General features: G+C 61.0%; 18 protein-coding genes and 2 tRNA genes. 11 read left to right on the forward strand and 9 right to left on the reverse strand.

The window, feature by feature from the left end:
• Positions 1–117 precede the first annotated feature (117 nt).
• Positions 118–1,044 carry a DUF429 domain-containing protein gene (locus PR017_RS06765; protein ID WP_111215694.1) on the forward strand — a complete coding sequence of 309 codons (927 nt, stop codon included), beginning with the start codon at positions 118–120 and terminating at the stop codon, positions 1,042–1,044.
• Between the two features lie 92 nt (positions 1,045–1,136).
• Here the strand turns inward: PR017_RS06765 and PR017_RS06770 are convergent.
• From PR017_RS06770 to xylF, 4 genes are all read right to left on the reverse strand, one after another.
• Positions 1,137–1,210 (reverse strand) — tRNA-Arg (locus PR017_RS06770).
• A 168-nt stretch (positions 1,211–1,378) separates the two neighbouring features.
• Positions 1,379–2,164, reverse strand: coding sequence for an ATP-binding cassette domain-containing protein (locus tag PR017_RS06775; RefSeq protein WP_111215695.1), 786 nt, complete (start codon positions 2,162–2,164; stop codon positions 1,379–1,381).
• A 14-nt stretch (positions 2,165–2,178) separates the two neighbouring features.
• Complete coding sequence (locus PR017_RS06780) at positions 2,179–3,492, reverse strand: sugar ABC transporter permease (protein ID WP_111215697.1); 1,314 nt, start codon at positions 3,490–3,492, stop codon at positions 2,179–2,181.
• A 248-nt stretch (positions 3,493–3,740) separates the two neighbouring features.
• Positions 3,741–4,781: a D-xylose ABC transporter substrate-binding protein gene (gene xylF, locus PR017_RS06785; RefSeq protein ID WP_111215699.1), complete on the reverse strand. Its 1,041-nt coding sequence runs from the start codon at positions 4,779–4,781 to the stop codon at positions 3,741–3,743.
• Between the two features lie 220 nt (positions 4,782–5,001).
• Here xylF and PR017_RS06790 point away from each other — a divergent pair, with 220 nt between their 5' ends.
• Positions 5,002–6,267: an ROK family protein gene (locus PR017_RS06790; protein WP_111215700.1), complete on the forward strand. Its 1,266-nt coding sequence runs from the start codon at positions 5,002–5,004 to the stop codon at positions 6,265–6,267.
• A 36-nt stretch (positions 6,268–6,303) separates the two neighbouring features.
• On the opposite strand, the gene iolG is transcribed toward PR017_RS06790, so the two are convergent.
• Positions 6,304–7,296 carry an inositol 2-dehydrogenase gene (iolG, locus tag PR017_RS06795; protein ID WP_111215702.1) on the reverse strand — a complete coding sequence of 331 codons (993 nt, stop codon included), beginning with the start codon at positions 7,294–7,296 and terminating at the stop codon, positions 6,304–6,306.
• A 155-nt stretch (positions 7,297–7,451) separates the two neighbouring features.
• On the opposite strand from iolG, the gene PR017_RS06800 reads away from it, so the two are divergent.
• Positions 7,452–7,688: a hypothetical protein gene (locus PR017_RS06800; protein WP_111215703.1), complete on the forward strand. Its 237-nt coding sequence runs from the start codon at positions 7,452–7,454 to the stop codon at positions 7,686–7,688.
• A gap of 18 nt (positions 7,689–7,706) precedes the next feature.
• Here PR017_RS06800 and PR017_RS06805 read toward each other — a convergent pair whose 3' ends face one another.
• Together PR017_RS06805 and PR017_RS06810 are read right to left on the reverse strand one after the other, a co-directional pair.
• Positions 7,707–8,216: a hypothetical protein gene (locus PR017_RS06805; protein ID WP_111215705.1), complete on the reverse strand. Its 510-nt coding sequence runs from the start codon at positions 8,214–8,216 to the stop codon at positions 7,707–7,709.
• Positions 8,217–8,270: 54 nt separating this feature from the next.
• On the reverse strand, positions 8,271–9,275 hold the full coding sequence (locus PR017_RS06810; RefSeq protein ID WP_111215706.1) for a LysR family transcriptional regulator: 1,005 nt from the start codon (positions 9,273–9,275) through the stop codon (positions 8,271–8,273).
• A gap of 269 nt (positions 9,276–9,544) precedes the next feature.
• On the opposite strand from PR017_RS06810, the gene chvE reads away from it, so the two are divergent.
• From chvE to araD, 5 genes are all read left to right on the forward strand, one after another.
• Positions 9,545–10,609 (forward strand): multiple monosaccharide ABC transporter substrate-binding protein, encoded by a 1,065-nt coding sequence (chvE, locus tag PR017_RS06815; protein WP_111215708.1) that lies wholly within the window; start codon positions 9,545–9,547, stop codon positions 10,607–10,609.
• A gap of 95 nt (positions 10,610–10,704) precedes the next feature.
• A complete protein-coding gene (gene mmsA, locus PR017_RS06820) occupies positions 10,705–12,240 on the forward strand; it encodes a multiple monosaccharide ABC transporter ATP-binding protein (protein WP_111215709.1) in 1,536 nt (511 codons plus the stop codon).
• On the forward strand, positions 12,240–13,451 hold the full coding sequence (gene mmsB, locus PR017_RS06825; RefSeq protein WP_111215711.1) for a multiple monosaccharide ABC transporter permease: 1,212 nt from the start codon (positions 12,240–12,242) through the stop codon (positions 13,449–13,451). Before mmsA ends, mmsB begins: the two co-directional genes overlap by 1 nt.
• A gap of 118 nt (positions 13,452–13,569) precedes the next feature.
• Positions 13,570–14,568, forward strand: coding sequence for an AraD1 family protein (gene araD1, locus PR017_RS06830; protein ID WP_111215712.1), 999 nt, complete (start codon positions 13,570–13,572; stop codon positions 14,566–14,568).
• A 57-nt stretch (positions 14,569–14,625) separates the two neighbouring features.
• On the forward strand, positions 14,626–16,365 hold the full coding sequence (araD, locus tag PR017_RS06835; protein ID WP_111215714.1) for an L-arabinonate dehydratase: 1,740 nt from the start codon (positions 14,626–14,628) through the stop codon (positions 16,363–16,365).
• A 115-nt stretch (positions 16,366–16,480) separates the two neighbouring features.
• Here the strand turns inward: araD and PR017_RS06840 are convergent, their stop codons facing one another.
• Positions 16,481–17,908: a DUF6880 family protein gene (locus PR017_RS06840; protein WP_111215716.1), complete on the reverse strand. Its 1,428-nt coding sequence runs from the start codon at positions 17,906–17,908 to the stop codon at positions 16,481–16,483.
• Positions 17,909–18,182: 274 nt separating this feature from the next.
• On the opposite strand from PR017_RS06840, the gene PR017_RS06845 reads away from it, so the two are divergent.
• Together PR017_RS06845 and PR017_RS28295 are read left to right on the forward strand one after the other, a co-directional pair.
• Positions 18,183–18,256: transfer RNA gene (locus PR017_RS06845), tRNA-Gln, on the forward strand.
• A gap of 88 nt (positions 18,257–18,344) precedes the next feature.
• Positions 18,345–18,536 (forward strand): DUF6538 domain-containing protein, encoded by a 192-nt coding sequence (locus tag PR017_RS28295; protein ID WP_341798948.1) that lies wholly within the window; start codon positions 18,345–18,347, stop codon positions 18,534–18,536.
• Between the two features lie 85 nt (positions 18,537–18,621).
• On the opposite strand, the gene PR017_RS06850 is transcribed toward PR017_RS28295, so the two are convergent.
• A complete protein-coding gene (locus tag PR017_RS06850; RefSeq protein ID WP_111215718.1) occupies positions 18,622–19,521 on the reverse strand; it encodes an SEC-C domain-containing protein in 900 nt (299 codons plus the stop codon).
• Positions 19,522–20,428: 907 nt separating this feature from the next.
• Between PR017_RS06850 and PR017_RS06855 the strand changes: the two genes are divergently transcribed.
• A complete protein-coding gene (locus tag PR017_RS06855; RefSeq protein ID WP_111215719.1) occupies positions 20,429–25,084 on the forward strand; it encodes a beta strand repeat-containing protein in 4,656 nt (1,551 codons plus the stop codon).
• Positions 25,085–25,104 lie beyond the last annotated feature (20 nt).

Below are 25,104 nucleotides of genomic sequence, written 5' to 3' on the forward strand. Positions count from 1 at the left end.
GAAATGTGAACATATACAGCGAGGATAAAGCGGTGTTAACGCGCGCAACGCAACATCAAAGTTTCCGAAAAAACCGCCGCCGCATTTCCAATGCGCGCCCGATAAAAGGACGATAGGATGGCACTCGAAGTCAGCGCACATTGCGACTGGAGCAAGCACAGCGGAAAGCGCTGGATGTCGACCGCCATCAGAGCCGATGGCAAATGGCTAATCGCAGCTCCGGAGCTTGTCGGCGATACCGCCACCTTGTTTCGGCGGCTGGCAGGTCGCTCCCAGCAGTCCGGCTCGCTACTGGTCGGGTTCGACTTTCCCATAGGCCTTCCCAAGGCCTATGCCGCACATGCCGGCATTGCCTCGTTTCGCGAGGCGATCGCACAGTTCGGCAAGGGCGATTGGTCCGATTGGTATGACGTCGCCGATCAGCGCCACCAGATATCTCACCGACGGCCGTTTTACCCGATGCGGCCGGGCGGAACGGCAAGAGCCCATCTCTACGACGCACTCGGCATCCTCAAGAGCGACGACTTGTTGCGAGAATGCGAACGAGCAACGCCCTACAGGCCGGCCGGCTGTTCATTATTCTGGACGCTGGGCGGCAATCAGGTTGGCAAAGGTGCGATAGCGGGATGGCAGGAGATCATAGCACCGGCGCTTGACCAGATCGGCATCTGGCCATTCGATGGAGCACTTGCAGAGCTGACCTCCTCCAGGTCTGTGGTAATCTGCGAGACGTACCCGGCCGACGTATACAGCCTGGTTGGAATGAAAAAAGGCTGGGGAAGCAAGAGGCGCCAGGAGGATCGACAGCGCGTCGGTCTTAGCATTCTGGAATGGGCGAAAGAGCGCCAGGACATCGAAACGACGGCAATCGTAGACTGCCTGCGTGACGGATTCGGCGCCGACAATTCCGGAGAAGATCGCTTTGATGCGGTTGTCGGGCTGCTCGGAATGCTCGAAGTCGCCACCGGCCGCCGCCCGGAAGGCTCACCGGATAGCGATAGCGTGAAGCGGGTCGAAGGCTGGATACTCGGACATCACCGTTGAAAACTGACGGCGCAGGCCAGATTAACCCGGTGCGGATCGATAAAACCACACGCAGCGTCAGTTTGAAAATCATGGGATTATAATATGGGAAACGCACCCGACAGGATTCGAACCTGTGACCTTTGGAATCGGAATCCAACACTCTATCCAGCTGAGCTACGGGTGCATGCCGAGGGCGGGGCTTACCGCCTGTCCGATTGCAGGTTCATAGCCTAGGTCGCGCCAGGCATCAATGCGGAAAATGCGGAAAAGCTGTCAACGATGCCAACAGTTTTCCGCAAAGGAAAAGGCCGCGACGTTTTGGTTCGCGGCCTTGTGCTTTCAAGCCTGGCGATCACGCCGTCCTCATGGCACCGGGGCCGGGTGTGGCCTTGGGTGGCACCTTGCCGAGGATGATCATGCCGAGCACCTCGTCCTTGGTGACATCCTCGGTACGGGCATGGCCCACCACCTGGCCGTTCTTCATCACGGAGACGCGGTCGGCGAGATCGAAGACGTCGTGGATGTCGTGGCTGATGAGGAAGATGCCGATTCCCTCCTTTTTCAGCTGCTTGATCAGTTCGCCGACCTGCGCCGTCTCCTGCGGCCCGAGCGCTGCGGTCGGCTCGTCCATGATCAGGATCCGGGCGTTGAAGAGAATAGCCCGGGCAATCGCCACAGACTGCCGCTGGCCGCCGGACAGTGCCTTCACCGGCTCCTTGAAGCGCTTGAAGTTTGGGTTCAGCCGACCCATCACCTCGCGGGCGGACGCTTCCATCGCCACGTCGTCAAGGGTTCCCCAGCGGGTCTGCAACTCGCGGCCGAGATAGAGGTTGGCAGCGGCATCGACGTTGTCGGCGACGGCGAGTGTCTGGTAGATCGTCTCGATGCCGAATTTCTTCGCATCGCGGGGCGTGCGGATGTCGACGGGCTCGCCGTTGATGAAGATATCGCCGCTGTCGCGCTTGTAAGCGCCGGACAAGATCTTGATCAGCGTCGACTTGCCGGCGCCGTTGTGGCCGAGCAGGGCGACGACTTCGCCAGGATAGAGGTCGATCGAGGCGTTGTCGACCGCGTGGATGCCGCCGAAGGAAATGGAAATGTTCTTCAGTTCCACAAGCGGAGTGTTGTGATCCGTCATAGCTGGAATTCCTCTTACTTGGCCCGCGAGCGATAGACGGTGTCGAGCCAGACGGCGATCACCAGCACGACGCCGACGACGACGTTCTGGATGGGCGTATCGACGTTGGCGAGCCCCATGCCCGATTGCAGCGATTGCATGACGAGGGCGCCGAGCATGGCGCCGGCCACCGTGCCGGTACCGCCGGCGAGCGACGTGCCGCCGATGACGGCCGCAGCGATGGTGTAGAGCTCATAGGTCGTGCCCTGCGAGTTGGCAGCAGCATTCAGCCGGGCGGTCGAGATCGCGGCGGCGACGGCGGCAAGAAAGCCCATCAGCGTGAATATTTTCACCGTCACCCAGCGCGTCTTAATGCCGGCGAGTTCGGCTGCCTCTGGATTGCCGCCGATGGCAAACACGTAGCGACCGAAACGCAGCCGCGTGGCGATGAACGTCATGATGATCCCGGCGGCAACCGCAATCAGCACCGGCACGGCGATGCCGTAGGGGATCTCGAGGCCACCTTCGGGCCAGGCGATGCCGTGGTCGTTGGCGTATTTCTTGGCGATTCCGACCGGCCAGTAGTAGATGGTGAAGACATAGATCGTGCCCAGCACCATGGCCGAGCCGAGCATGGCGAGGAAGTATTCGGCCCAGACGGGGCGCCGGGGGAAGTTGAAACGCTTGCGCTGGCGCCGCGAGCCGGCGATGCCGACCACGATCATTAGGCAGGCGACGATGCCGATGACCCAGCTCCAGGTGGCGCCGATGGAGCCTTCCGCGCCGCCCCCCATGATCCGGAAAGTGGCATCGAGCGGTGCCACGGTCTGGCCAGACGTGACATACCAGGCAAGCCCGCGCCAGGCGAGAAAGCCGCCGAGCGTGACGATGAACGAGGGAACGCCGAGGAAGGCGATGATGATACCCTGCAGGAGCCCGATCAGGGCGCCGGCAGCCAGTCCACAGATCAGCGCAATGACCCAGGTCCAGTGGCTGTCGAAGCCGAGATAGGTCGGCAACCATTTTGCCTGGACGACGCCCATTATCATGGCGACGAAGCCGAGCAGGGAGCCGACGGAAAGGTCGATGTTGCGGGTGACGATGACCAGAACCATCCCCGTCGCCAGCACGGCGATCTCGCAGGTCTGGACGGAGAGGTTCCAGAGGTTGCGCGGGGTCAGGAACAGGTGCCCGGTATAGAGGTCGAAGCCGACCCAGATGATCAGCAGGGCGCCGACCATGCCGAGCATGCGGGTATCGATCTCGGTGGCACGCAGGAAGCGCGTGAGCGCATTGGTCTCCGTGGCGCGCGCACCGCCCGATGTTGTGGACTGAGTCATGTCGGCCATTGCTCTGCCGTTCTCCACTGTTGAGCGCAGACCGTCGACACTTTGCGTTTCACTGGCATAAGTCTGGCGCTGTTCTCGAATATGCGTCCCGGCCGATGGATGGACACTCTCTCGGCATAGGTGCCGGCACGCGCGGTGACGACGTCAGTGACGCAAGGGTTGCGGCAGTGGCCATAACATGGCCGCGCCGGTGGCGATCGGCGCCGCACCGGATATCGGGCGGCGCCTCACTTGCAGTTGGTCAGCGGTTACTTGCAAGCAGCAACGGCGCCGGCCTTGACGCCCTGGCAGGCTTCGGCCTTGGAAATCCAGCCAGCGTCGATGACGACGTTGAGGTTATCCTTGGTGATGGCGACAGGCGTCAGGAAGACCGACTGCATTTCGACGTGCTTCGGACCGCCGTTGAAGCTCTGGACGCCCTTGATTTCGGTCATCTTCTTGCCACCGGCAAGATCGAGAGCGATTTCAGCCGCGCGCTTGCCGAGTTCGCGGGAGTCTTTCCAGACGGATACTGTCTGGGTGCCAAGCGCGATGCGGTTGAGTGCTGCCTTGTCGGCGTCCTGGCCGGATACAGGCACGGAACCGGCAAGGCCCTGTGCGTCGAGCGCGGCAACGGCGCCGCCGGCAGTTCCGTCGTTGGAGGCAACAACCGCGTCAACCTTGTTGTTGTTGGCGGTCAGGATCTGCTCCATGTTGCGCTGGGCATTCTGCGGCAGCCAGCCATCGGTGTAGGCTTCGCCGACATTCTTGATCTTGCCGGCATCCATGGCAGCCTTGAGGACTTCCTTCTGGCCTGCAAACAGGAAGTCTGCGTTCGGATCGGAAGACGAGCCCTTGATGAAGACGTAATTGCCTTCTGGCTTGACCTTCAGCACGTCGCGGGCCTGCATGCGGCCGACTTCCTTGTTGTCGAAGGTGATGTAGAAAGCAGCCGGATTTTCGATCAGACGGTCGTAGCCAACGACCGGAATACCTTCGTCTGCGGCTTTCTCGATTGCCGGGCCGATGGCGTCACTGTCCTGGGCAAGCACGATCAATGCCGTGGCACCCTGCGAAATCAGCGATTCGACGTCGGTCAGCTGCTTGGAAGCAGAGGACTGGGCATCGGCGGAAATATACTTGGCGCCCGCTGCGGTCAGTGCCTTTTTGATGGCCGCTTCGTCGGTCTTCCAGCGTTCTTCCTGGAAATTCGACCAGGAAACGCCGACCACCAGATCCTTGGCGAAGGCGGTCGTCTGCATCGTCAAAACGAGGGCTGCGCCAGCGGCGAGCCTAACAAAAGTTTTCATAATACCCTCCCGAGTGAAACGCGACCGCACGCACCTCTAGAGCTCCCGCCCGGCCGCCGCGAATGTGCTGTCGAAAAAACTCCTTTTTTCTCGACAGTCGAGAAATTAAGTGTCAGAGAATTTTGAGGCTGTCAACACTGCACGACAAGGTTTTGTCGGAGACCAAGATCCAACCGCAGGTTAGTCATGCGCAACGGACAGGGAGAGGGAGAGACACCTGATGCAAGGCAAGTCCAGTGCCGAGTGGGTGCGCCGGCGCAACAGCGTCATGGTGCTCAAGGCACTGCGCCGCCACGGGCCGCTGGCTCACACGGAGCTCTCGGATCACACGACCTTGTCGTCCGGCACGATCTCGGCAATCACCGCCGATCTCGAGCGTGCCCAGATCATCGTCAAGACCGAGCAGCAGCTGGCAGGCAGTCGCGGCCGGCCGCGCGTGGCCTTTGCCCAGCGCCGCGACTGCGGCTATCTGGTGGTGCTCATCATCTCGTCGGATGCGGTGCAATATTCGCTGGTGGATTATGCCGGTACCTTGCTCGATCGGTTTTCCGAAGGCCGGTCGCAGGACGGAACGGGCATTGCCCGCTTCGTCGAATCCATAAGGGCAGGGCTGTCCAGGATTGTTGCCCGCTCGAAGATCGCACCGCAGGACGTGCTCGTCATTTCGATCAGCAGTAAGGGCCTGGTGGACGGTTTTGAGCCGGTGCTGCGCTGGTCGCCGATCTTCGGGGAGGAGCAGATCGACTTTGCCGCGGTTCTCGGAAACGATTGGCCGGCGAAGATCATTCTCGGCAACGAGACGCTGCTGGTGGCCGATGCCGCCGGACAGCGCGAGGAGCAGGGCCGGGGTTTCGAGACGCTGGCGGCCCTGTCGCTCGGCCACAGCATCGGGCTCGGCATCGTCAGGCGCACCGCCAATGGCGACCGCGAGGTCGCGGCACCTAATTTCGGCCATATGCTGCATGAGCCGAATGGTGGCCTCTGTCGCTGCGGCTCGCGCGGCTGCATCGAGGCCTATGCCGGTTTCTACGCAATCCTGCGCAATGCCTTTGCCGTGCCGCTCGACACCATTCCGGCCAAGTTCGTTCCTGTCACCGAACTCGACAAGATCGCAGCCAGCGCCCGGCAGGGAAATCGTCGGAACCGCTTTGCGTTTCACCAGGCAGGCCTGGTGCTCGGCAATGGCCTGTCGCGTGTGCTCAGCCTCTACGGACAGATGCCCATCGTGCTGACCGGTCCGGGAACACGATATATCGACCTGCTTCAGGAGGGCATGGAGGAGGGTTTGCGGCAATCGCAGATCGTTCGCATGGGAGGCCTGCCGGAAATGAGGATCATGGCAGACGAACAGGCGCTGGTGTTCGAGGGCCATCTGCGCCGGGCGCTCGATGCGATTGACGGCGACATCGTCGCATTGCGGGCGATTGCGGATGTGGAGATCAAGGACCGGGCAGGGGAGGCACCCCAATATGTCGACGCCGGATAATTGCCCGGCGTCGATCGATAGCTTGAGCGGATAATCTCAGGCGACGGAAATCAATTTGCCTTCCTTGACCGAGCGCACGGCAGCGTCGGCAAGTTTCAACGCGGCAAGGCCATCGGCGCCGGACGGGCTGATGTCGGTGCCCTGCTCAACGGCGCTGATGAAGGCGGCGATCTCGTTGGCATAGGCTTCCGTGTAACGCGTCATGAAGAAATCATGCAGCGGCGGACGGGTGTATCCGTCGCCATTGGCGACCTCGATGGAGAAGGGGCGCTGGTTCTCAGCGGCTACCATGCCCTTCGAGCCGTGGATCTCGATGCGCTGGTCGTAGCCGTATGTGGCACGGCGCGAATTCGAGATCATCGCCTGCTTGCCGGACGCCGTCTGCAGCAGCACCGAGACGCTGTCGTAATCTCCGGCGACGCCGATTGCCTTGTCGATCAACACTGCGGCCGTGGCGCTGACGGACACCGGCTCTTCGCCGAGCAGGAACCGCGCCATGTCGAAATCATGGATGGTCATGTCGCGGAAAATGCCGCCGGAGCGTTTGATGTAGTCGACAGGCGGGGCACCGGGATCGCGGGAGGTGATCGTCACCATCTCGACGTCGCCGATTTTTCCATCGTCGATCGCCTTGCGCACGGCCATGAAATGCGGATCGAATCGGCGATTGAAGCCGACCATCAGCTTTCCCTTGGTCTTCGCGACGACGTCGATGCAGGCCTCGACCCGTGCGGTATCGAGGTCGATTGGCTTCTCGCAGAAGACCGCCTTGCCAGCACGGGCAAAACGTTCGATCAGGTCGGCGTGTGTATCCGTCGGGGTGCAGATGACCACTGCATCGATATCTGCAGACGACTCGATCGCGTCGATGGTGCGAACCTCGCAGCCATAGGCCGAGGCTATCGCATTGGCCGCGGCCGCAAAGGGATCCGCTACCGCCACCAGTATCGCATCACCGTTGGCGCTGACTGCCTTGGCGTGTACCTTGCCGATGCGGCCGGCGCCGAGCAGTCCAAATCTTACCGTCATTTTCCATCCTCCCAGATTCGGAACAAATAAACCGTCTTGGTCTCATTCTGGAATTTTCATTCCATCTTCCTGTGCCGTCGTCAAGCGCCCGGGGTTTCACAATCGCGAAATTCAGCTTATGGACGGTGCCGAACAAACAAGCGGACAACAGCCTCATGAAAATGATCGACCCGAGCCATCGATTCTACCGTCCCATCTATGTGCGCATCGGCATCGTCGCCCTGTGCCTTGGCTGGGCAATCATCGAGGCAACCTTCGGCGAGCCGATCTGGAGCATGGCCATCGGTGCCGTAGGTGCCTATGCGGCGTGGGTTCTGCTTTTGAACTACACGCCCACGCCGGAAGAAATAGCACCGCCGCCGCCGCGTGAGGATGCAGGTCCAGAAGCCTGATCTGTCCAAAAGCCTAATCTATTTGAAAAGTCTGGCGCGGATCTCGATGCGGCGGAGTGCCTCGTCGATCAGCAGGTTGGCGATTTTCATGCGCGTCGTTGCCTGTTCCTTGAAAAGCGGGTTGACGCCGTCGGGATGGTTGACCTTGGCAAAACTCCGGCGCTTGTCGTTGAGCGTCTGCAGCGTGTCCGCAGCCGAAATTCCAAGTTCCGCAGCAACCTCCTGCGGCAGGATGCGCGCCAGGTGGACCGGCATCACCGGCGCGGCGCATTTCTCCGGCTCAATGTCGCGCGTCGCAATAGACGGCGTCTCAGGCGCGGGCGGTTCTCGCTCGGGCCCGAGGTTGTCGAGATAGGCCTGGTCCGGCCGCGCCTCGGATACGGACACGCCATCGCGTACATCAGCCGCGAAGCTGGAATTCAGGCCTTGAATCCGGTGCGCCGAAGCCGACTGCGCGAAAACTGCTTCTTCATCCTCGGCGTCGAGACGGTCGAGGACAGATTGAAATATGGATTGTCCAAACAGCATGATGTCTCCCAATCCACAAAACCTATGACATGAAAGTGGTGTCTGGCTGATCCGTCAGCCGGCAGCGCGCCGGCTTTCCTGCAGGATCATGTCGTAGAGCAGTAGGGCGCTGGGTGGCAGGGCGCGCTCGCGCGCCGTGATCAGGCTGTAGGGCTTCACATCTATGGCGAAATCGATCGGCAAGATGCAGGCCTCGCCTGCCTGAGAACTCTGGCCGCAGATAAAGTCCGCCATGTCGCGAGCGATCGGCGAAATCGCATCTGTCTTGCAGACGACGGCAAGGGTCAGGACCACCGATGACGTGTTGACGATATTCTCCGGCAGCGCCACGCCGGCGGAGATGAAGATATCCTCGAGCCTGCGGCGCAGCAGCGTACCCGGCGGCTGGAACACCCAGTCTTGGCCGGTGAGATCCGCAAGCCCGACCACACCCTTTTTGAGCAGTGGATGCCCCTTTCGCACGATCAGGCATGCCTTCTCGATGCCGATCTGGTGGGCGGTGAACAGCCTCGGGTTCAGTTCGTCCGGAATCCGGCTGATGATGAAGTCGTGACGAGCTGCCAGCAGTTCTCGGGCGAGAACGTTGCTGTTATCGACCTGGATGTTGATTTCGATGCCCGGATAGGCCTCCGTGACCCGCTGTATCGCCGGCACCACCAGACTGATGGCCGGCGCTGCGACGGCACCGAGATGCACAGACCCACCCTTGCCGGTGCGCAACTCGGCGATCTCGCGGCTGGCCTCCCGCAGTTCCAGCAGTATCTTGCGGGCCCGCTTGGCAAGCGCCAGGCCGAACGGCGTCAGTTCCACGCCACGGGCGACGCGCTGGTAGAGAGATGTCTTGGCGATCGCTTCCATCTCCGACAACATGCGCGAAGCTGCAGGTTGAGAGATATTCATGGATTCGGCCGCTGCGGAGATCTGCCCATGATCCTCGATCATGACGATCATCCGCAGGTGATTCATCTTCAATCCATTGCGAAGCAGGCTGTCGTCACGAAAATTATCTGTGTGGATTTCTATACCATCACGAGAATAATCGTTGTGTATGTTCTCCATGGTGGCATTTTTCCTGCTTACGGGGCTAAAAAGTAGTACTTTTTACCATTATACCAAAATCGTCATATTGCACGCCAGTTATTCTATTTGACAGTTATACGAATTGATTCCAGTTTGCCGCCGTGCTGGGAGCAGCATGACACGTGTGGGATCGTGGAGGAGACGTACTTCGTATTGATATTGAAGTAATATCCAATCAACGGAACCTGCCACAGTTTCGGGGTGGGCGCTTTTGCGTACGCCAAATTTTAAAAAAACGGGAGAGAGCAATGAAATCCATTATCTCATTGATGGCCGCAGCGGCCTTCGGTGTTGCGACATTTGTCATGCCAGCCATGGCTGCCGACAAGGGTCTGGTTGGTATCGCTATGCCAACGAAGTCTTCGGCGCGCTGGATCGATGACGGCAACAACATCGTCAAGCAGCTTCAGGCTGCTGGTTTCACGACCGACCTGCAGTATGCTGACGACGATATTCCTAACCAGCTTTCGCAGATCGAGAACATGGTAACCAAGGGTGCCAAGGTTCTCGTCGTCGCTTCGATCGACGGCACGACACTGTCTGACGTGCTGCAGAAGGCCCATGACGCCGGTATCAAGGTCATCGCCTATGACCGCCTGATCCGCGATTCGGCCAACGTCGACTACTACGCTACCTTCGACAACTTCCAGGTCGGCGTTCTCCAGGCCGGCACCATCGTTGACGGCCTCGGCCTCAAGGACGGCAAGGGCCCGTTCAACATCGAGCTCTTCGGCGGTTCGCCGGACGACAACAACGCCTTCTTCTTCTATGATGGCGCGATGTCTGTTCTTCAGCCTTACATCGACAGCGGAAAGCTCGTCGTGAAGTCCGGCCAGGTTGGCATGGACAAGGTCGGTACTCTGCGTTGGGATCCGGCAACGGCCCAGGCCCGCATGGATAACCTCCTGTCGGCCTACTACACCGACGCTCACGTCGATGCAGTCCTGTCGCCTTACGACGGCCTGTCGATCGGTATCATCTCGTCGCTCAAGGGCGTCGGCTACGGCTCGGGCACTCTCAAGCTGCCAATCGTCAGCGGCCAGGATTGCGAAATTCCTTCGATCAAGTCGATCATTGCTGGCGAACAGTATTCTTCGATCTTCAAGGACACACGCGACCTCGCCAAGGTCACAGTTGCCATGGTCACCGCAGTTGCTACCGGCGGCACACCTGAAGTCAACGACACCAAGACCTACGACAACGGCGTCAAGATCGTTCCTTCCTACCTGCTGAAGCCAGTCGTCGTCACCAAGGACACCTACCAGAAGGTCCTCATCGACAGCGGCTACTACAAGGCTGAACAGCTTAAGTAAGCAATGAAAACCACCGGAACCCGCAGATTGCGGGTTCCGGACTTCGCATTTATGATCGTCGCGTCAGTCACGACTCCCGGCGTTGGATTTTGATTATGGACAATATTATCCTAGAGATGCGGGACATCACCAAGACGTTCCCGGGCGTCAAGGCGCTTGAGAATGTGAACCTCAAGGTTCGCCAAGGTGAGATCCACGCACTGGTGGGCGAAAACGGGGCGGGCAAGTCGACCCTGATGAAAGTTCTATCCGGTGTCTACCCAGCCGGCACATACGATGGCGATATCGTATACGAAGGCGATGTGCGTAACTTCAAGGTCATCAAGGACAGTGAAGCCATCGGCATCATCATCATTCACCAGGAGCTGGCACTGGTGCCGCTTCTGTCGATCGCCGAAAACATTTTCCTCGGAAACGAGGTCGCGACCAACGGCGTCATTCGCTGGCAGGAAGCTTTTTCACGCACCCGCAAGCTGCTCGACAAGGTTGGATTGAAAGAGTCGCCGGAAACCCTGGTGACCAACATCGGCGTCGGCAAGCAGCAACTGGTCGAAATCGCCAAGGCGCTCTCTAAGAGTGTGAAGCTGCTGATCCTCGACGAGCCGACGGCCTCGCTCAACGAAAAAGATTCCGACGCGCTGCTCAATCTCCTGATCGAGTTCCGCAATCAGGGCATCACCTCGATCATCATCACGCACAAGCTCAACGAAGTGCGCAAGGTGGCCGACCAGATCACCGTGCTGCGCGACGGGATGACCGTGAAGACGCTGAACTGTCACGAGGAAGAGATCAGCGAAGACATCATCATCAAGAACATGGTGGGCCGCGAACTGGCTGACCGCTACCCGCCGCGCTCCGTGCCGATCGGCGAGACAGTTCTGGAAGTCAAGAACTGGAACGCCTTCCACCAGCACCACCGCGACCGCCAGGTTCTTCACGACATCAACGTCAACGTCCGCAGGGGCGAAGTTGTCGGTATTGCCGGCCTGATGGGGGCAGGGCGTACCGAGTTCGCCATGAGCGTGTTCGGCAAATCCTATGGCCACAAGATTACCGGCGAAGTGCTGATGGACGGCAAGCCAGTCGATGTCAGCACCGTGCGCAAGGCGATCGACGCCGGTCTCGCTTATGTGACGGAAGACCGCAAGCATCTGGGCCTGGTCCTGAACGACAGCATCATGCACAACACCTCGCTGGCCAACCTTGCCGGCATCTCGAACGCAACCGTCATCGACAACCACAAGGAATCGGATGTAGCCACCGACTTCCGCTCCAAGCTGCGCATCCGCAGCTCCGGCATCTTCCAGGAGGCTGTCAATCTTTCGGGCGGCAACCAGCAGAAGGTCGTCCTGTCCAAGTGGCTGTTCTCGGATCCTGAAGTCCTGATCCTCGACGAGCCGACGCGTGGTATCGACGTCGGCGCCAAATACGAAATCTACAGCATCATCAACCAGCTGGCTGCCGACGGGAAGGGCGTTCTGATGATTTCATCGGAAATGCCCGAACTGCTTGGGACTTGCGACCGCATCTACGTCATGAACGAAGGACGCATCGTCGCTGAATTGTCCAAGGAAGAGGCAAGCCAGGAAACCATCATGCGCGCTATCATGCGCTCTGGGGAGAAGAAATAATGACTCCTGTTAACCCCCCCGCCGCTGAGGAAAGCCACGTGATTTCCGCCGTCGATTACATCCGCGGCAATATTCGTGAATATGGCATGCTGATCGTTCTCGTGGCGATCATGGTGTTCTTCCAGTTCTACACAGGCGGCATCCTGTTCAAGCCGGTCAACCTGACGAACCTCGTGCTGCAGAACTCGTTCATCGTCATCATGGCGCTGGGCATGCTCCTCGTCATTGTCGCCGGCCATATCGATCTTTCCGTCGGCTCGATCGTCGGCTTCGTCGGCGCCGTCGCCGGTATCCTGACCGTGCAATATCAGATGAACTTCATCCTTGCGGCCTTGCTTTGTCTGGTCGTCGGCGGTGTCATCGGGGCGGCCCAGGGCTACTTCATCGCCTATCATAAGATACCGTCGTTCATCGTCACGCTGGCCGGCATGCTTGTCTTTCGCGGCCTGACGCTGTTCGTCCTCGGCGGCAAGAACATTGGGCCTTTCCCGAAGGACTTCCAGCTGATCAGCACCGGCTTCATCCCTGATTTCATCGACATCAGCGGGCTCGTCTCCGGTCTGCACTCGACCTCGATCATCCTGTCGATCGTCATGCCGCTGCTCCTCTTCGTCATGGCCTGGCGTCGCCGGAAGACCAACGAGAACCACGGCATCGATGTCGAGCCGATGAGCTTCTTCCTTATCCAGAACCTGATCATCTGCGGCGCACTGCTGTTCCTCGGCTACCAGCTGTCGTCCGACAAGGGGCTGCCGAATGTGCTGATCATCATGGTCATCCTGATTGCGGCCTACGCCTTCATCACCCGCCAAACGACCATCGGTCGTCGCGTCTATGCCATGGGCGGAAACGAGAAGGCGACGAAGCTTTCAGGCATCAACACCGAGCGCCTGAGCTTCTTTACCTTTGTCAACATGGGTGCCCTTGCAGGTCTTGCCGGGATGATCGTCGCCACCCGCCTCAATTCGGCAACACCGAAGGCCGGCGTCGGCAACGAGCTCGACGTCATCGCGGCCTGCTTCATTGGCGGTGCCTCGGCATCCGGCGGCGTCGGCAAGATCACTGGTGCTGTCATCGGCGCGTTCATCATGGGCGTCATGAACAACGGCATGTCGATCGTCGGTCTCGGCATCGACTTCCAGCAGATGGTCAAGGGACTGGTGCTTCTCGCTGCCGTCTTCTTCGACGTCTACAACAAGAACAAGGGCTGATCGCCGCTGGCGATCGGTTCCCATTTGCAGTCAGGCGAGCGATTTTCGCGGGCTCTTTCCTTAAGGGCGTGCCACGCGGGCTAGTCGCTTCCGCCTTCCAGATAGAAGGACAAGGTCCGTGCTCATTTCCCAGATCAAAGGTGTAGACGGCGCGATAACAGTCGCCGTCCGCAACGAACCGGGCGAAACCGCCAAGGCCGTCAAGGGTGCCGCCAGCGTCTACGCGCTCGCGATTGAGGCTGCCGATGGTGGAAAATCCCTCTCCGAGGTCATCGCCGCCCATGGGCTGGGTGAGACTGTCGATCTCGACAAGGCCTATGCCGAAGGCAGGTTCCTGCCGCCTATCACTCATCCGGACGCTGCCCACCTGCACCTGACAGGCACGGGCCTTACCCATCTGGGTTCGGCTGCCACCCGCGATTCCATGCACAAGAAGACATCCGAAGAGGCCGAGGAAACCCTCACCGATTCCATGAAGATGTTCCGCATGGGCCTTGAGAACGGCAAGCCGAAGAACGGCGAAAAGGGCGTCCAGCCCGAGTGGTTCTACAAGGGCAACGGCAACGAGGCCGCAGCCCCCGGCGCACCTTTGGTGTCGCCCTCGTTCGCGCTCGACGGCGGTGAAGAGCCTGAAATGGCCGGCATCTATGTCATCGGCAAGGACGGCACTCCCTTCCGCATCGGCTTTGCGCTGTCGAACGAATTCTCCGATCACGTCACCGAGCGGATCAACTATCTCTACCTCGCGCATTCCAAGCTGCGGCCTGCAAGCTTCGGCCCGGAAATCCGCATCGGCGCCGCACCTGACGACATCAGGGGCACGTCGAAAATCACCCGTGACGGCAAGGTCATTTTCGAAAAGCCTTTCCTGTCGGGTGAAGCGAACATGTCGCACTCTTTTGCCAACCTCGAATATCATCACTTCAAGTACGGCCTGTTTCGCGCCCCCGGCGACGTGCACGTCCACATGTTCGGCACGGCAACGCTGTCGTTTGCGGACGGTATCAAGCCACAGGCCGGCGATGTGTTCGAGATCGAGGTTGCCGATTTCGGCCTGCCGCTGCGCAATCCGCTGGCCGTAGCCGCGGAAGCAGACGTGACGGTTCGCCAGCTCTAGAGACTTATGCTCCGGCCCGAAAGGGATCATCCGGAGCGCCCCCAAGGACGATGTGACATGCACAAGAAAGCAGAATGGCCGCGCCGGTTGAGATCGCAGGAGTGGTACGGCGGCACCAGCCGTGACGTGATCTACCACCGTGGCTGGATGAAGAACCAGGGCTATCCGCACGACCTGTTCGACGGACGCCCGGTCATCGGCATCCTCAACACCTGGTCGGACATGACCCCGTGCAACGGCCACCTTCGCGAGCTCGCGGAGAAGGTCAAGGCCGGCGTCTGGGAGGCCGGCGGCTTCCCGATGGAAGTGCCGGTATTCTCGGCCTCCGAAAACACCTTCCGCCCGACAGCGATGATGTACCGCAACCTTGCGGCACTGGCGATCGAGGAAACCATCCGTGGCCAGCCCATGGACGGCTGCGTACTGCTCGTCGGCTGCGACAAGACCACGCCGTCGCTGATCATGGCCGCCGCTTCCGTCGACCTGCCGTCGATCGTCGTCACCGGCGGCCCGATGCTGAACGGCTATTTCCGCGGCGAGCGCGTCGGGTCCGGCACCCATCTCTGGAAGTTCTCCGAGATGGTGAAGGCCGGCGAGATGACGCAGGAGGAGTTCCTCGAGGCAGAAGCCTCGATGAGCCGTTCTTCCGGAACCTGCAACACCATGGGCACCGCGTCGACCATGGCGTCGATGGCCGAAGCCCTCGGCATGGCGCTGTCCGGCAACGCCGCGATCCCTGGCGTAGATAGCCGTCGCAAGGTCATGGCGCAGCTGACGGGTCGCCGCATCGTCGAGATGGTCAAGGACGACCTGAAGCCTTCCGACATCATGACCAAGGAAGCCTTCGAGAACGCCATCCGCACCAATGCGGCCATTGGCGGCTCGACCAACGCCGTCATCCACCTGCTTGCCATGGCCGGTCGCGTCGGTATCGATCTTTCGCTGGACGACTGGGACCGTTGCGGCCGCGACGTACCGACCATCGTCAACCTGATGCCGTCGGGCAAGTACCTGATGGAGGAGTTCTTCTATGCCGGCGGTCTGCCTGTCGTGTTGAAGCGCCTCGGCGAAGCGGGTCTGCTGCACAAGGACGCGCTGACCGTCTCGGGCGAGACGATATGGAACGAGGTGAAGGACGTCGTCAACTGGAACGAGGACGTCATCCTGCCGGCCGACAAGGCGCTGACCCAGTCGGGCGGTATCGTCGTCGTGCGCGGCAACCTGGCTCCAAAGGGCGCGGTACTGAAGCCCTCCGCCGCATCGCCGCATCTGCTCGTCCACCGCGGTCGGGCGGTGGTGTTCGAGGACATCGACGACTACAAGGCGAAGATCAATGACGACGCGCTCGATATCGACGAGACCTGCGTCATGGTCATGAAGAACTGCGGCCCGAAGGGCTATCCCGGCATGGCCGAAGTCGGCAACATGGGCCTGCCGCCGAAGGTGCTGAAAAAGGGCATCACCGACATGGTCCGCATCTCGGACGCTCGCATGTCCGGCACTGCCTACGGGACCGTCGTCCTTCACACGTCGCCGGAAGCCGCTGTCGGCGGTCCGCTGGCTGTCGTGAAGAACGGCGATATGATCGAGCTCGACGTGCCCAACCGTCGCCTGCATCTCGACATTTCCGACGCGGAACTGGCAGAGCGGCTGGCAGCATGGCAGCCGAACCACGACCTGCCGACGTCCGGCTACGCCTTCCTGCACCAGCAGCATGTCGAAGGAGCCGATACCGGCGCCGACCTCGACTTCCTCAAGGGCTGTCGCGGCAATGCGGTCGGCAAAGACAGCCACTAAAAGCCATCCAGATAGGATATCGACGAAAAGGCGGGGCCATAACCCCGCCTTTTCCTTATCTGCAATTTGCCAGGACTTTTGCCGGCGTGCGAGGCGGCTTCCGGCTAACTACGCTTTACCCGACAGCGCTCCAGAAACCATGCTTCTTGCCACGCCTTCGCTTCAGCGCCGCGACATAGGCAGCATGATCCGGGAACGCGCCGAAATCGGCGATACGGCTTGCGAGCATTGCGCAGGTGCCAAGGTGCCGGGCGGCGTGGCGATAGCGGCTGGAGCGGCCGCCTTCCAGCGAGAAGTCGATCATCGCCCGCAGCAGGATGGTGGCTGCCAGCGGTTGTTTTTCCTGCAGCCAGTCGGCAGCCTGCGCCAGGATTTCGTAGAGATCGCCGTCGATCTCGCCTGCGCGGGCAAGCACCAGCTTTGCCGCTTCCGCCGGCGCCGGCCATCCCTGGAAGAACATCAGCGCCGTATGGACATCCTCGAAGTCGGCCACATAGGCGAAGGCCTTTTCCTCTGCCTCGATATCGTCGAAATCCGGCAGGCGTTTGATGTACGCCTTCAGGTGTTCGACGCTCAGGTCCCGCTCGAAACACTGCCAGCGAAAAGCTTGCGCCTCCGCCTCGCGCCCGAGCGCCTCCAGCGTCTCGATGCGCAGATGCTGCCACTCGATATCCAGCGCCGGGCGTCCTGTCGGCGGCGCCTTGTCGAGGGCCGCGAGCGCTTCCGCCGCCCGCCCGGCCGCAAGCAGCCGTGTGGCGATCTGGGCGGCAATGGAAGGCACGGTCTGCGACTTTTCACTGTGCTGACGGACGAAGGCATCGACGTCCCCTTCGGCATCGGCGATCTGCTGCAGCGCGATGCGGACGGCGGAGTCCCGATGGCGGGCCTCGATCTCGTCGGCATAGACCGGTCCACTCATGCCCCAGCCGATAGGGACGCGCTCTTTCGGCACCTCGAACTCCTCCTGCTGCCATCCCGCCAGCAGCTTTTTCAGCTGCGCCAGCCCGGTCTGTCCGAGGGCCGCTGCAAGCGCCGGGATCAGCGGGTCGCATTCGCCATACTCGTTGCGCCTGATCGCGCCGAATACCTGTTCTGCCAGCCTCTTGTGGTGGGACGCCTTAGGAGCGATGGTGCCGAGATCGATGCAAGCCGCATGAAAACTGCCGATTATCACCCCATTGCTGTCGTCGCAGCGCGCAAAGATCGATCCGGCCAGCTCGAGAAATCGCCACAAAAGGTCCATTGCCTCGTCAGGATCTCCAGCGGCGATGGTGCCCGAAATCATCGTACGCTGTGTCTCGAGGTCGCTCTTCAGGGCCTTGATCTTGCGCCAGTCGATGTGGGTCTTTGCCCGGTCGATTGACGACAGCCGCTTGCGCACCTCGCGCGCCACCTCGGCCGTGCTCTGCGCCCCCGCCAGCTCCAGCCGAAGCCGCCGTTTGTGCGCCGCGTTGCCCATGCTGATCTCGATCAGCAATTCGGACAGCCGCCCGGCGCCGAGCGTCTCGAGGTTCTTCGCATTCAACGTGGTCTTGGCGGCCATGAAACATCTGCTTCGTTGGTTTCGATCCGGGTGTCCGGAGCCGGCAGATTAACGGCGCCAAGGGCAGGGGGCAATCGCGTTCGCCACAAAGATGCAGCCCAAGCGCATCCCGTCAGAGCGGTTTTTGCAAGAAGAAACAACAGCCTCGCCAAGCCAGCCGATAAAAATGCGCACTAAGCCAAAACACCCGCCGGCAGGGGCTTGCATCGCCAAGAGAATCCTTTATATGACGACGCACCGGCGAAGACCTGAGGCATGCCACAGGGATCTCTATTGGGGAATAGTTCAACGGTAGAACGACGGACTCTGACTCCGTTAATCTTGGTTCGAATCCAGGTTCCCCAGCCAATTTATCCCAAATCATTGAAACTATTAAAGTTTCTCGCGCCACCTCTGGCGGGGTGAAGCATTTGCTACAAAGAGCGACCAAAGCGCCGTGGCATTTCCTTCCAATATCGTCCGACGTGGGCGCATATTTCATTTGCGACGAGCCGTCCCGGCAGATTTGGGCGACGGGCTGCAACGAAGCGAACTGGTTCGTAGCCTCGGCGCTTATAGTCCGAAGGTCGCGCTGCTACGAGCGGATGAGCTATTCACCGGGCCGGCATCGAACTCGGAGAAGCGCTGAAAGCCCGATATGAACCGCACTGGGTCTGCCAGAGGCTCCAACTTCTGAGAGTGGAGCCATCACGATTAAAACGACACGCAAGCTTTTACCGGATATCCGCGCTGTGTGGGAGTGGTTGGGGCACACCGTGGCAACGTTTGTATTTTTGGCCGCTTCCGCATAGGCATCGGGCGTTGCGCCCCTGCGCCGGGAATATGAATCTATGGTCGGCGTCATTCTCAGCCACGACGCTCGCCCGAGTGACCGCTAAACGGGTATCGGGTTGCGCCCAAACCATCGAAGGAAAAGCCAGTTCTGCCTTGGCTACGGCGGAGTGATAGCGGGCACGAATGTTTTGAGGTTGAAAAGGATTGATGGAAAGCGTCATTATCTGCTGGCCTATGGTTTCTGACTTGAGCGCAGCGTTTCGTATGCCACCAACCAGAATGCGCTCGACCTGATCTACACTCTTCCCTACACATCGGCCCTTCAGTTCAGAGAACACACTTGGTGTGATCGCGCTGTAGTCACCAATGACGGGTACAAGATGGGCTCCACCCGGTAAAAGCTGGTGAAGGTAAGCCTTGAACTCTGGCGTCAAGCCCCGCCCATCTGGATGTTGAAAGTTGGAAACCAAGGCGAAAAAGGGGTAGTATCCCGTGGGCGATAATCCATATCCAGCAAACAGGATAGACAACCGATGGTCTACGGACTTTATCGTCTGATTGTCCGCAAACCTCTTGGTCAAGTCGCTCGCGGTCTCTCGGATAATTTCACGAAGGCTGCCACCGGCCCCGCCCCGGTTCATGAGGGAATGTGCGAGCCACTGGTGGGTGTCGAAATGCGAAACTTTCGCCAATCCGGCAAAGCTGACCGCTGCAACGCCATCCCCTGCGAACAGGGCGATCATTTTACCGTGCTCATCGTCGGAGTAGCCACCCGAGATGCGGCGATCAGTAGCCACCACACATAACGAACCGGATATGTAACCGATGCTCAGGGTCAAGGGGGATCATCTCTCAATGTACGGCTTTGTTCGAGGACCAGGAGCAGTCGGCTGCGTCGCATGCTGCCAGAGGTCCTGCCGTAGTGCGGCCAACGTTTCTGCCAACTCTTAACCGATCTGCCGCAAAGTCGCATAGGCGGGAGCATTATCTTCTGCTGGCCGGTTCTGCGTCGCCAAACTGAACATGCCCATCCACGTACTCGCCCACCATAAGCCTGACCATCTTGTCAGTCGCCCCTCCGAGATGATGTCCAGATGCAACGTGACCCCCGCCTTCCTTATTTCTGACGTGAAGCACCGATTCGCTTCTGGTTATATATTCGCAGGCAATAGCTCCGCCGTCCCATCTGGAGAACACGCTACCGCTCCACCAGTCGAGGAAGCACAGACGTTTGACTGGATTCCGAGCCTTGTTTGCCAAAGTAGCCTTCGGGCAGCATCAACATAAAGGCTTTCAAGTTCTTGTATTGACCGCTGTATGAAAGTGACCATGCGTGCCTCCAACCAGATTTTTTCGAAAATGGTTGCACCCGACTTTCTAAATAAGTGCGACACTTGATTTTAAAGTTTTGAAGCTGCTTTCCGATTTCTGCCTCCAAGATGGATCGATGCGTTCAATCCTGTCGTGCCTTTTATGCAGCACTGTGGATCTCCGCGCGGATTAATCCATGTAGCCTTTGCTCAGGCCCAGGGCCCGATGCCCATCACTACCCCCACACCCGACAGCCCCAGGCAAGCTCATCCTCCCATAACCACCTCAGGTCGGGGAGCGTGGCGAGTCTTTGTGCGCGTCCTGTAAGCGGCCGAGCTGTGAGGGCGTTCGGGGTCCCCTGTGATTTCGGGCGTGCATTGTTCGCGGGGGCGCGGGCAGGGCTTCGCGGCTGTGAAGATATGAAAGGGGTTCCACATGATTTCGCCGATTTCCTCGCTGAGCGCCACGCAGATCAGGGCGCTTGCGACCACGACTATCGCGGCCTGGACGACCAACGACATTTCGGCGTTGTCGACGACGCAGATCAAGGCGCTCTCGGCAGCGCAGGTCGCGGCGCTTGAAACGGAAGACCTTGCTTCCTTCTCGACAGCCCAGCTTTCCGCCATCTCGGCAACCTCGATCACCAGCCTCAGCCTCGACCAGCTCGCCATACTCACCACCGACAAGATCGGCGGCCTCTCGGCGACGCAGATCGCGGCGCTGAAGACCGCACAGATCGGCGCGCTCGACGCGCAGCAGATTGAGGCGCTGACGCCCGCCCAGGTGGCATCCCTCAGTGCCGGCCAGATCGCAGCACTGTCGACGGACGATATCGCCGGCTTCTCGACGGCCGACATCGCAGCAATCAGCGCCAGTGCCATTACCGGGCTGTCGTCCGCCAATATTTCCGTGCTCAGTTCCGGCCAGACTGCGGCCCTCAAAACCAGCCAGATCGTCGTGCTGAGGACCAGCCAGGTTGCGGCGCTGACGACGGACCAGATCCCAGCGCTCTCGACCGCGCAGGTTGCCGCCCTCAGCGCGACGCAGGTCAGGGCCTTGCCGACCGGCGATGTCGGTGCCTTCTCCAACGCGCAGATCGGCGCCCTCGGCACCAGGGCGATTGCAGGCCTGACGTCAAGCCAGATATCGTCGCTGTCGACGGGGCAGATCGATGCCTTTACGTCGGTGCAGATTGCCAGCCTTACCTCGCTGCAGGTTTCCGCCGTCAGCGTGGCCGGCCTCGCCACCTTCTCCTCCGGCGACATGGCTGCGATCAGCACGGTAGCGCTGGCAGGCCTGTCCACCGCCAGCATTGCAGCACTCACCTCCGACCAGGCCGCAGCCCTGAAGACAATCCAGATCGCGGCGCTGAGAACGGGCCAGATCGCAGCGCTCACCTCCGACCAGGTATCGGGCCTGTCGACCTTGCAGATCGCCGCCTTGAGCGCATCGCAGGTGAGGGTGTTGAACAGTGCCAGCATCGCCGCGCTGTCCACCGACCAGGTCGCGGCCATCAGCACCAAGGCCGTCTCGGGCCTTACCACGCAGCAGATCTCGTCGCTCTCGACAGGGCAGGCACAGGCGCTCACTCCGGCGCTGGTCGGCGTCATGACTGCGGCCCAGATCGGCGCACTCAATACCGCTGACCTCGCCACCTTCTCGACGGCCGATATCGCCGCAATCAGCGTTGCCGCATTGCCGGGCCTGTCCACCGCCAATATCGCCGCTCTCACTTCCGACCAGCTTTCCGCCCTGAAGCCAACCCAGATCGCCGCCCTGAAGACAACCCAGATCGCAGCGCTCGACGCAACCCAGACACCGGCGCTGACGACTGCCCAGGTCACCGCGCTGAACTCGCTGCAGCTCAAGGCTTTGGCAAGCACCAGCGTCAGCGCCATGTCCGCGGACCAGATCGGCGCGCTCAATGCCAAGGCCGTCGCCGGCATGACGTCAGCCCAGATCGCGGCCCTTTCCACGGACCAGGCTGCAGCTCTGACATCCAGCCAGATCGCAAGCCTCAACTCCGGCCAGATTGCAGCACTCAGCACCGCCGATATCGCGACGTTCTCGCCCGACGAAATCGCCGCCATCAGCGCGGTCGCCCTGACAGGGCTGTCTACCGACGGTATCGCTGCGCTCACCCCGGATCAGGCGGCGGCGCTGAAGTCGACCCAGATCGCGGCCCTGAAGTCCGGCCAGATCGCGGCCCTTTCGTCCGACCAGATTGCTGCCCTGACGGCATCGCAGGTCGGCGCACTGGTCTCGGCGCAGGTCAAGGCCTTGTCCGCCGGCGGCCTTGCGGCCATGTCCGGCGACCAGATCACCGCGTTGAACAGCAAGGCCATTGCAGGCTTTACCTCGCTGCAGATCTCCTCCCTGTCGACGCTGCAGATCGAGGGGTTCACATCCGCCCAGGTCGCCAGCCTCAGTTCCGCGCAATTGGCAGCACTGAGCACCGCAGACCTCGGAGTCCTCTCCACAGACGAGGTTGCAGCCATCAGCAACGCGGCGCTCTCAGGCCTGTCGAGCGCCGGTATTGCCGCCCTCTCGCCGGAACAGACGGCAGCACTGAAGGCCACCCAGATTGCCGCCCTGAAGACGGCACAGATCGCAGCCTTGAGTGCCGTCCAGATTGCCGAACTCGGCACATCGCAGGTAGCCGTCCTGACGGCAGCCCAGACCGGCGCACTGTCCAGCACCACCATCGCCGCGCTGTCGAACGAACAGATCGGCGCCCTCAGTGCCAAGGCCGTGGCAGGTCTCACCTCGGCACAGATCGCCGCCCTGTCGGTCGATCAGGTGGAATCGCTGACCTTGGCGCAGGTTGCGGGCCTCGGCTCCGCCCAGATCGCCGCCATGAGTTCAGCGGATCTCGCGGCCTTCTCAGCCGATGAAGTAGCAGCTGTCAGCACCGCAGCGCTGTCCGGCCTCTCCAGCGATGTCCTGTCGTCCCTCAGCGCCGACCAGATCGCGGCGTTGAAGACAAGCCAGATCGCAGCCCTGAAGACCGCCCAGATCGCCGGCCTTGCGTCCGGGCAGATCGGCACCCTGAGCACCACGCAGGTGGCCGCCCTCAGCGCCGCACAGGTCACGGCTCTCTCCTCCGGCAGCGTCACGGCTCTCTCCGACGACCAGATCGCAGCATTGAGTGTCAAGGCGGTCGCAGGCCTGACATCGACGCAGATTACCCTGCTATCCAGCGACCAGATCCAGTCGCTGACCTCGGCACAGGTGGCAGGTCTCGGCTCGTCCCAGATTGCCGCCCTGAGCACGGCAGGTCTCCAGGCCTTCTCGACAGACGACATCGCGGCGATCGGGACGGGTGCCCTGGCAGGCCTCTCGACCACCGCCATCGCCGCACTCAGCCCGGAACAGGCCGCAGCGCTGAAGACGACGCAGATCGCGGCACTGAAGAGCGCACAGATCGCGGCACTGACGACGGCACAGATTGCCAGCCTCACGACCCAGCAGATCGGGGCGCTCAGTTCATCCGCCATCTCCGGCATTTCGACAGCTGACATTGCAGCTTTTTCCGCAGACCAGATCGCCTCGGTGACGGCAACTGCGATGAAGGGCCTGACCTCCGCGCAGATCGCCGCCCTGACGACAGACCAGGTCAGCGGCCTCTCCGCATCGCAGATCGGTGCGCTGAACTCCTCGCAGATTGCAGCCCTCAGTACCGCCGACCTCGCGACCTTCTCGACAGCCGATCTGGCCGCGATCAGCGCAGCCGGAATGTCGGGGCTGTCCAGCGACAATATCGCCAGCCTTTCGCCTGACCAGGCTGCTGGGCTGACCGCAGCCCAGGTCGCCGGCCTGACGTCGTCTCAGATCGCCGCCCTGACGGCGGACCAGGTCGCAGCGCTGACGACGGCACAGGTGGCTGCCCTCGTCTCGGCGGCGATACCCGGTTTGTCGACTGCAGGCATCGCATCCCTCTCGGGCGATCAGATTGCGGCGCTTACCACAAAGGCCGTCGCCAGCCTCACCACGGCGCAGGTCGGTGCCTTGTCCAGCAACCAGATCAACGCGTTGACGGCATCGCAGATAGCCAGCCTCTCCTCGAGCCAGATCGCTGCCCTGACTGCGGGCGATGTTGCGGTTCTTACCGCCGACGATATCGCGGCGATCACCGCCTCGGCACTCTCCGGCCTGTCATCCAGCAACATCGCTGCCCTCAGCGCCGACCAGATCGCAGCCCTGAGTGCCAGTCAGCTGGCTGCCCTGCAGACGGCACAGATTGCCGCGCTGACTTCAGCGCAGCTTCCCGGCCTCACATCCTCGCAGATCGGCGCGCTCACCTCTCTCCAGATCGCGGCGCTCTCCAGCGACAGCATTGCCGCCCTGTCGCCCGACCAGATGGCTGGACTCAGTGCCAAGGCCGTCGCCGGCCTGACGGCAGCCCAGGTGGCCGCGTTGTCGACCAGCCAGGTCGAGGCGCTGACTCCGACCCAGTTTGCAGGCTTCAGCGCCGCGCAGGTCGGTGGCCTCAACAGTGCGGATGTGGCGGTCCTGTCGACGGACGACATTGCAGCCATCGGAGCGGCTGCGCTGCCGGGGCTGGCGAGCGCCAACATCCCGTCGCTCACACCGGACCAGATGGCGGCACTGAAGACAAGCCAGATCGCCGCACTGACCTTCGCCCAGACCCGGGCGTTGAGTTCGGCACAGGCAGCAAGCCTCAGTACCGATCAGGTGGCGGCGCTGAACGCGGTGCAGATCGCGGCGCTCGGAACGGCCAGCGTCGCGGCGCTCTCGACCGATCAGGTCGCGGCCCTGAATGCAAGGTCTCTGGTCGGCCTGACCACGGCGCAGATCGGTGCCATGTCGACGGCGCAGGTCGAAGCCCTGACACCGGCCCAGGTGGGGGCACTCAATTCCCTGCAGATCGCGGCATTGACCACGGACGGGCTGTCGGCCTTCTCGCTGGCAGACATCTCCTCGATCTCTACGGCGGCGATTGCCGGCCTCTCCACGGGTGATATCTTCGGATTGTCGAGCGCACAGTTGCAGGCGATCACCGCGTCACAGGCGGAGGCATTGGATCCAACCCAGATGGCGGCTGTGATAACAGCCTACCAGTCGTTCTGATAGGATTGGACCATGCCTTT

Source organism: Rhizobium tumorigenes (genome assembly GCF_003240565.2).
GTDB classification, from domain to species: Bacteria; Pseudomonadota; Alphaproteobacteria; order Rhizobiales; family Rhizobiaceae; genus Rhizobium; species Rhizobium tumorigenes.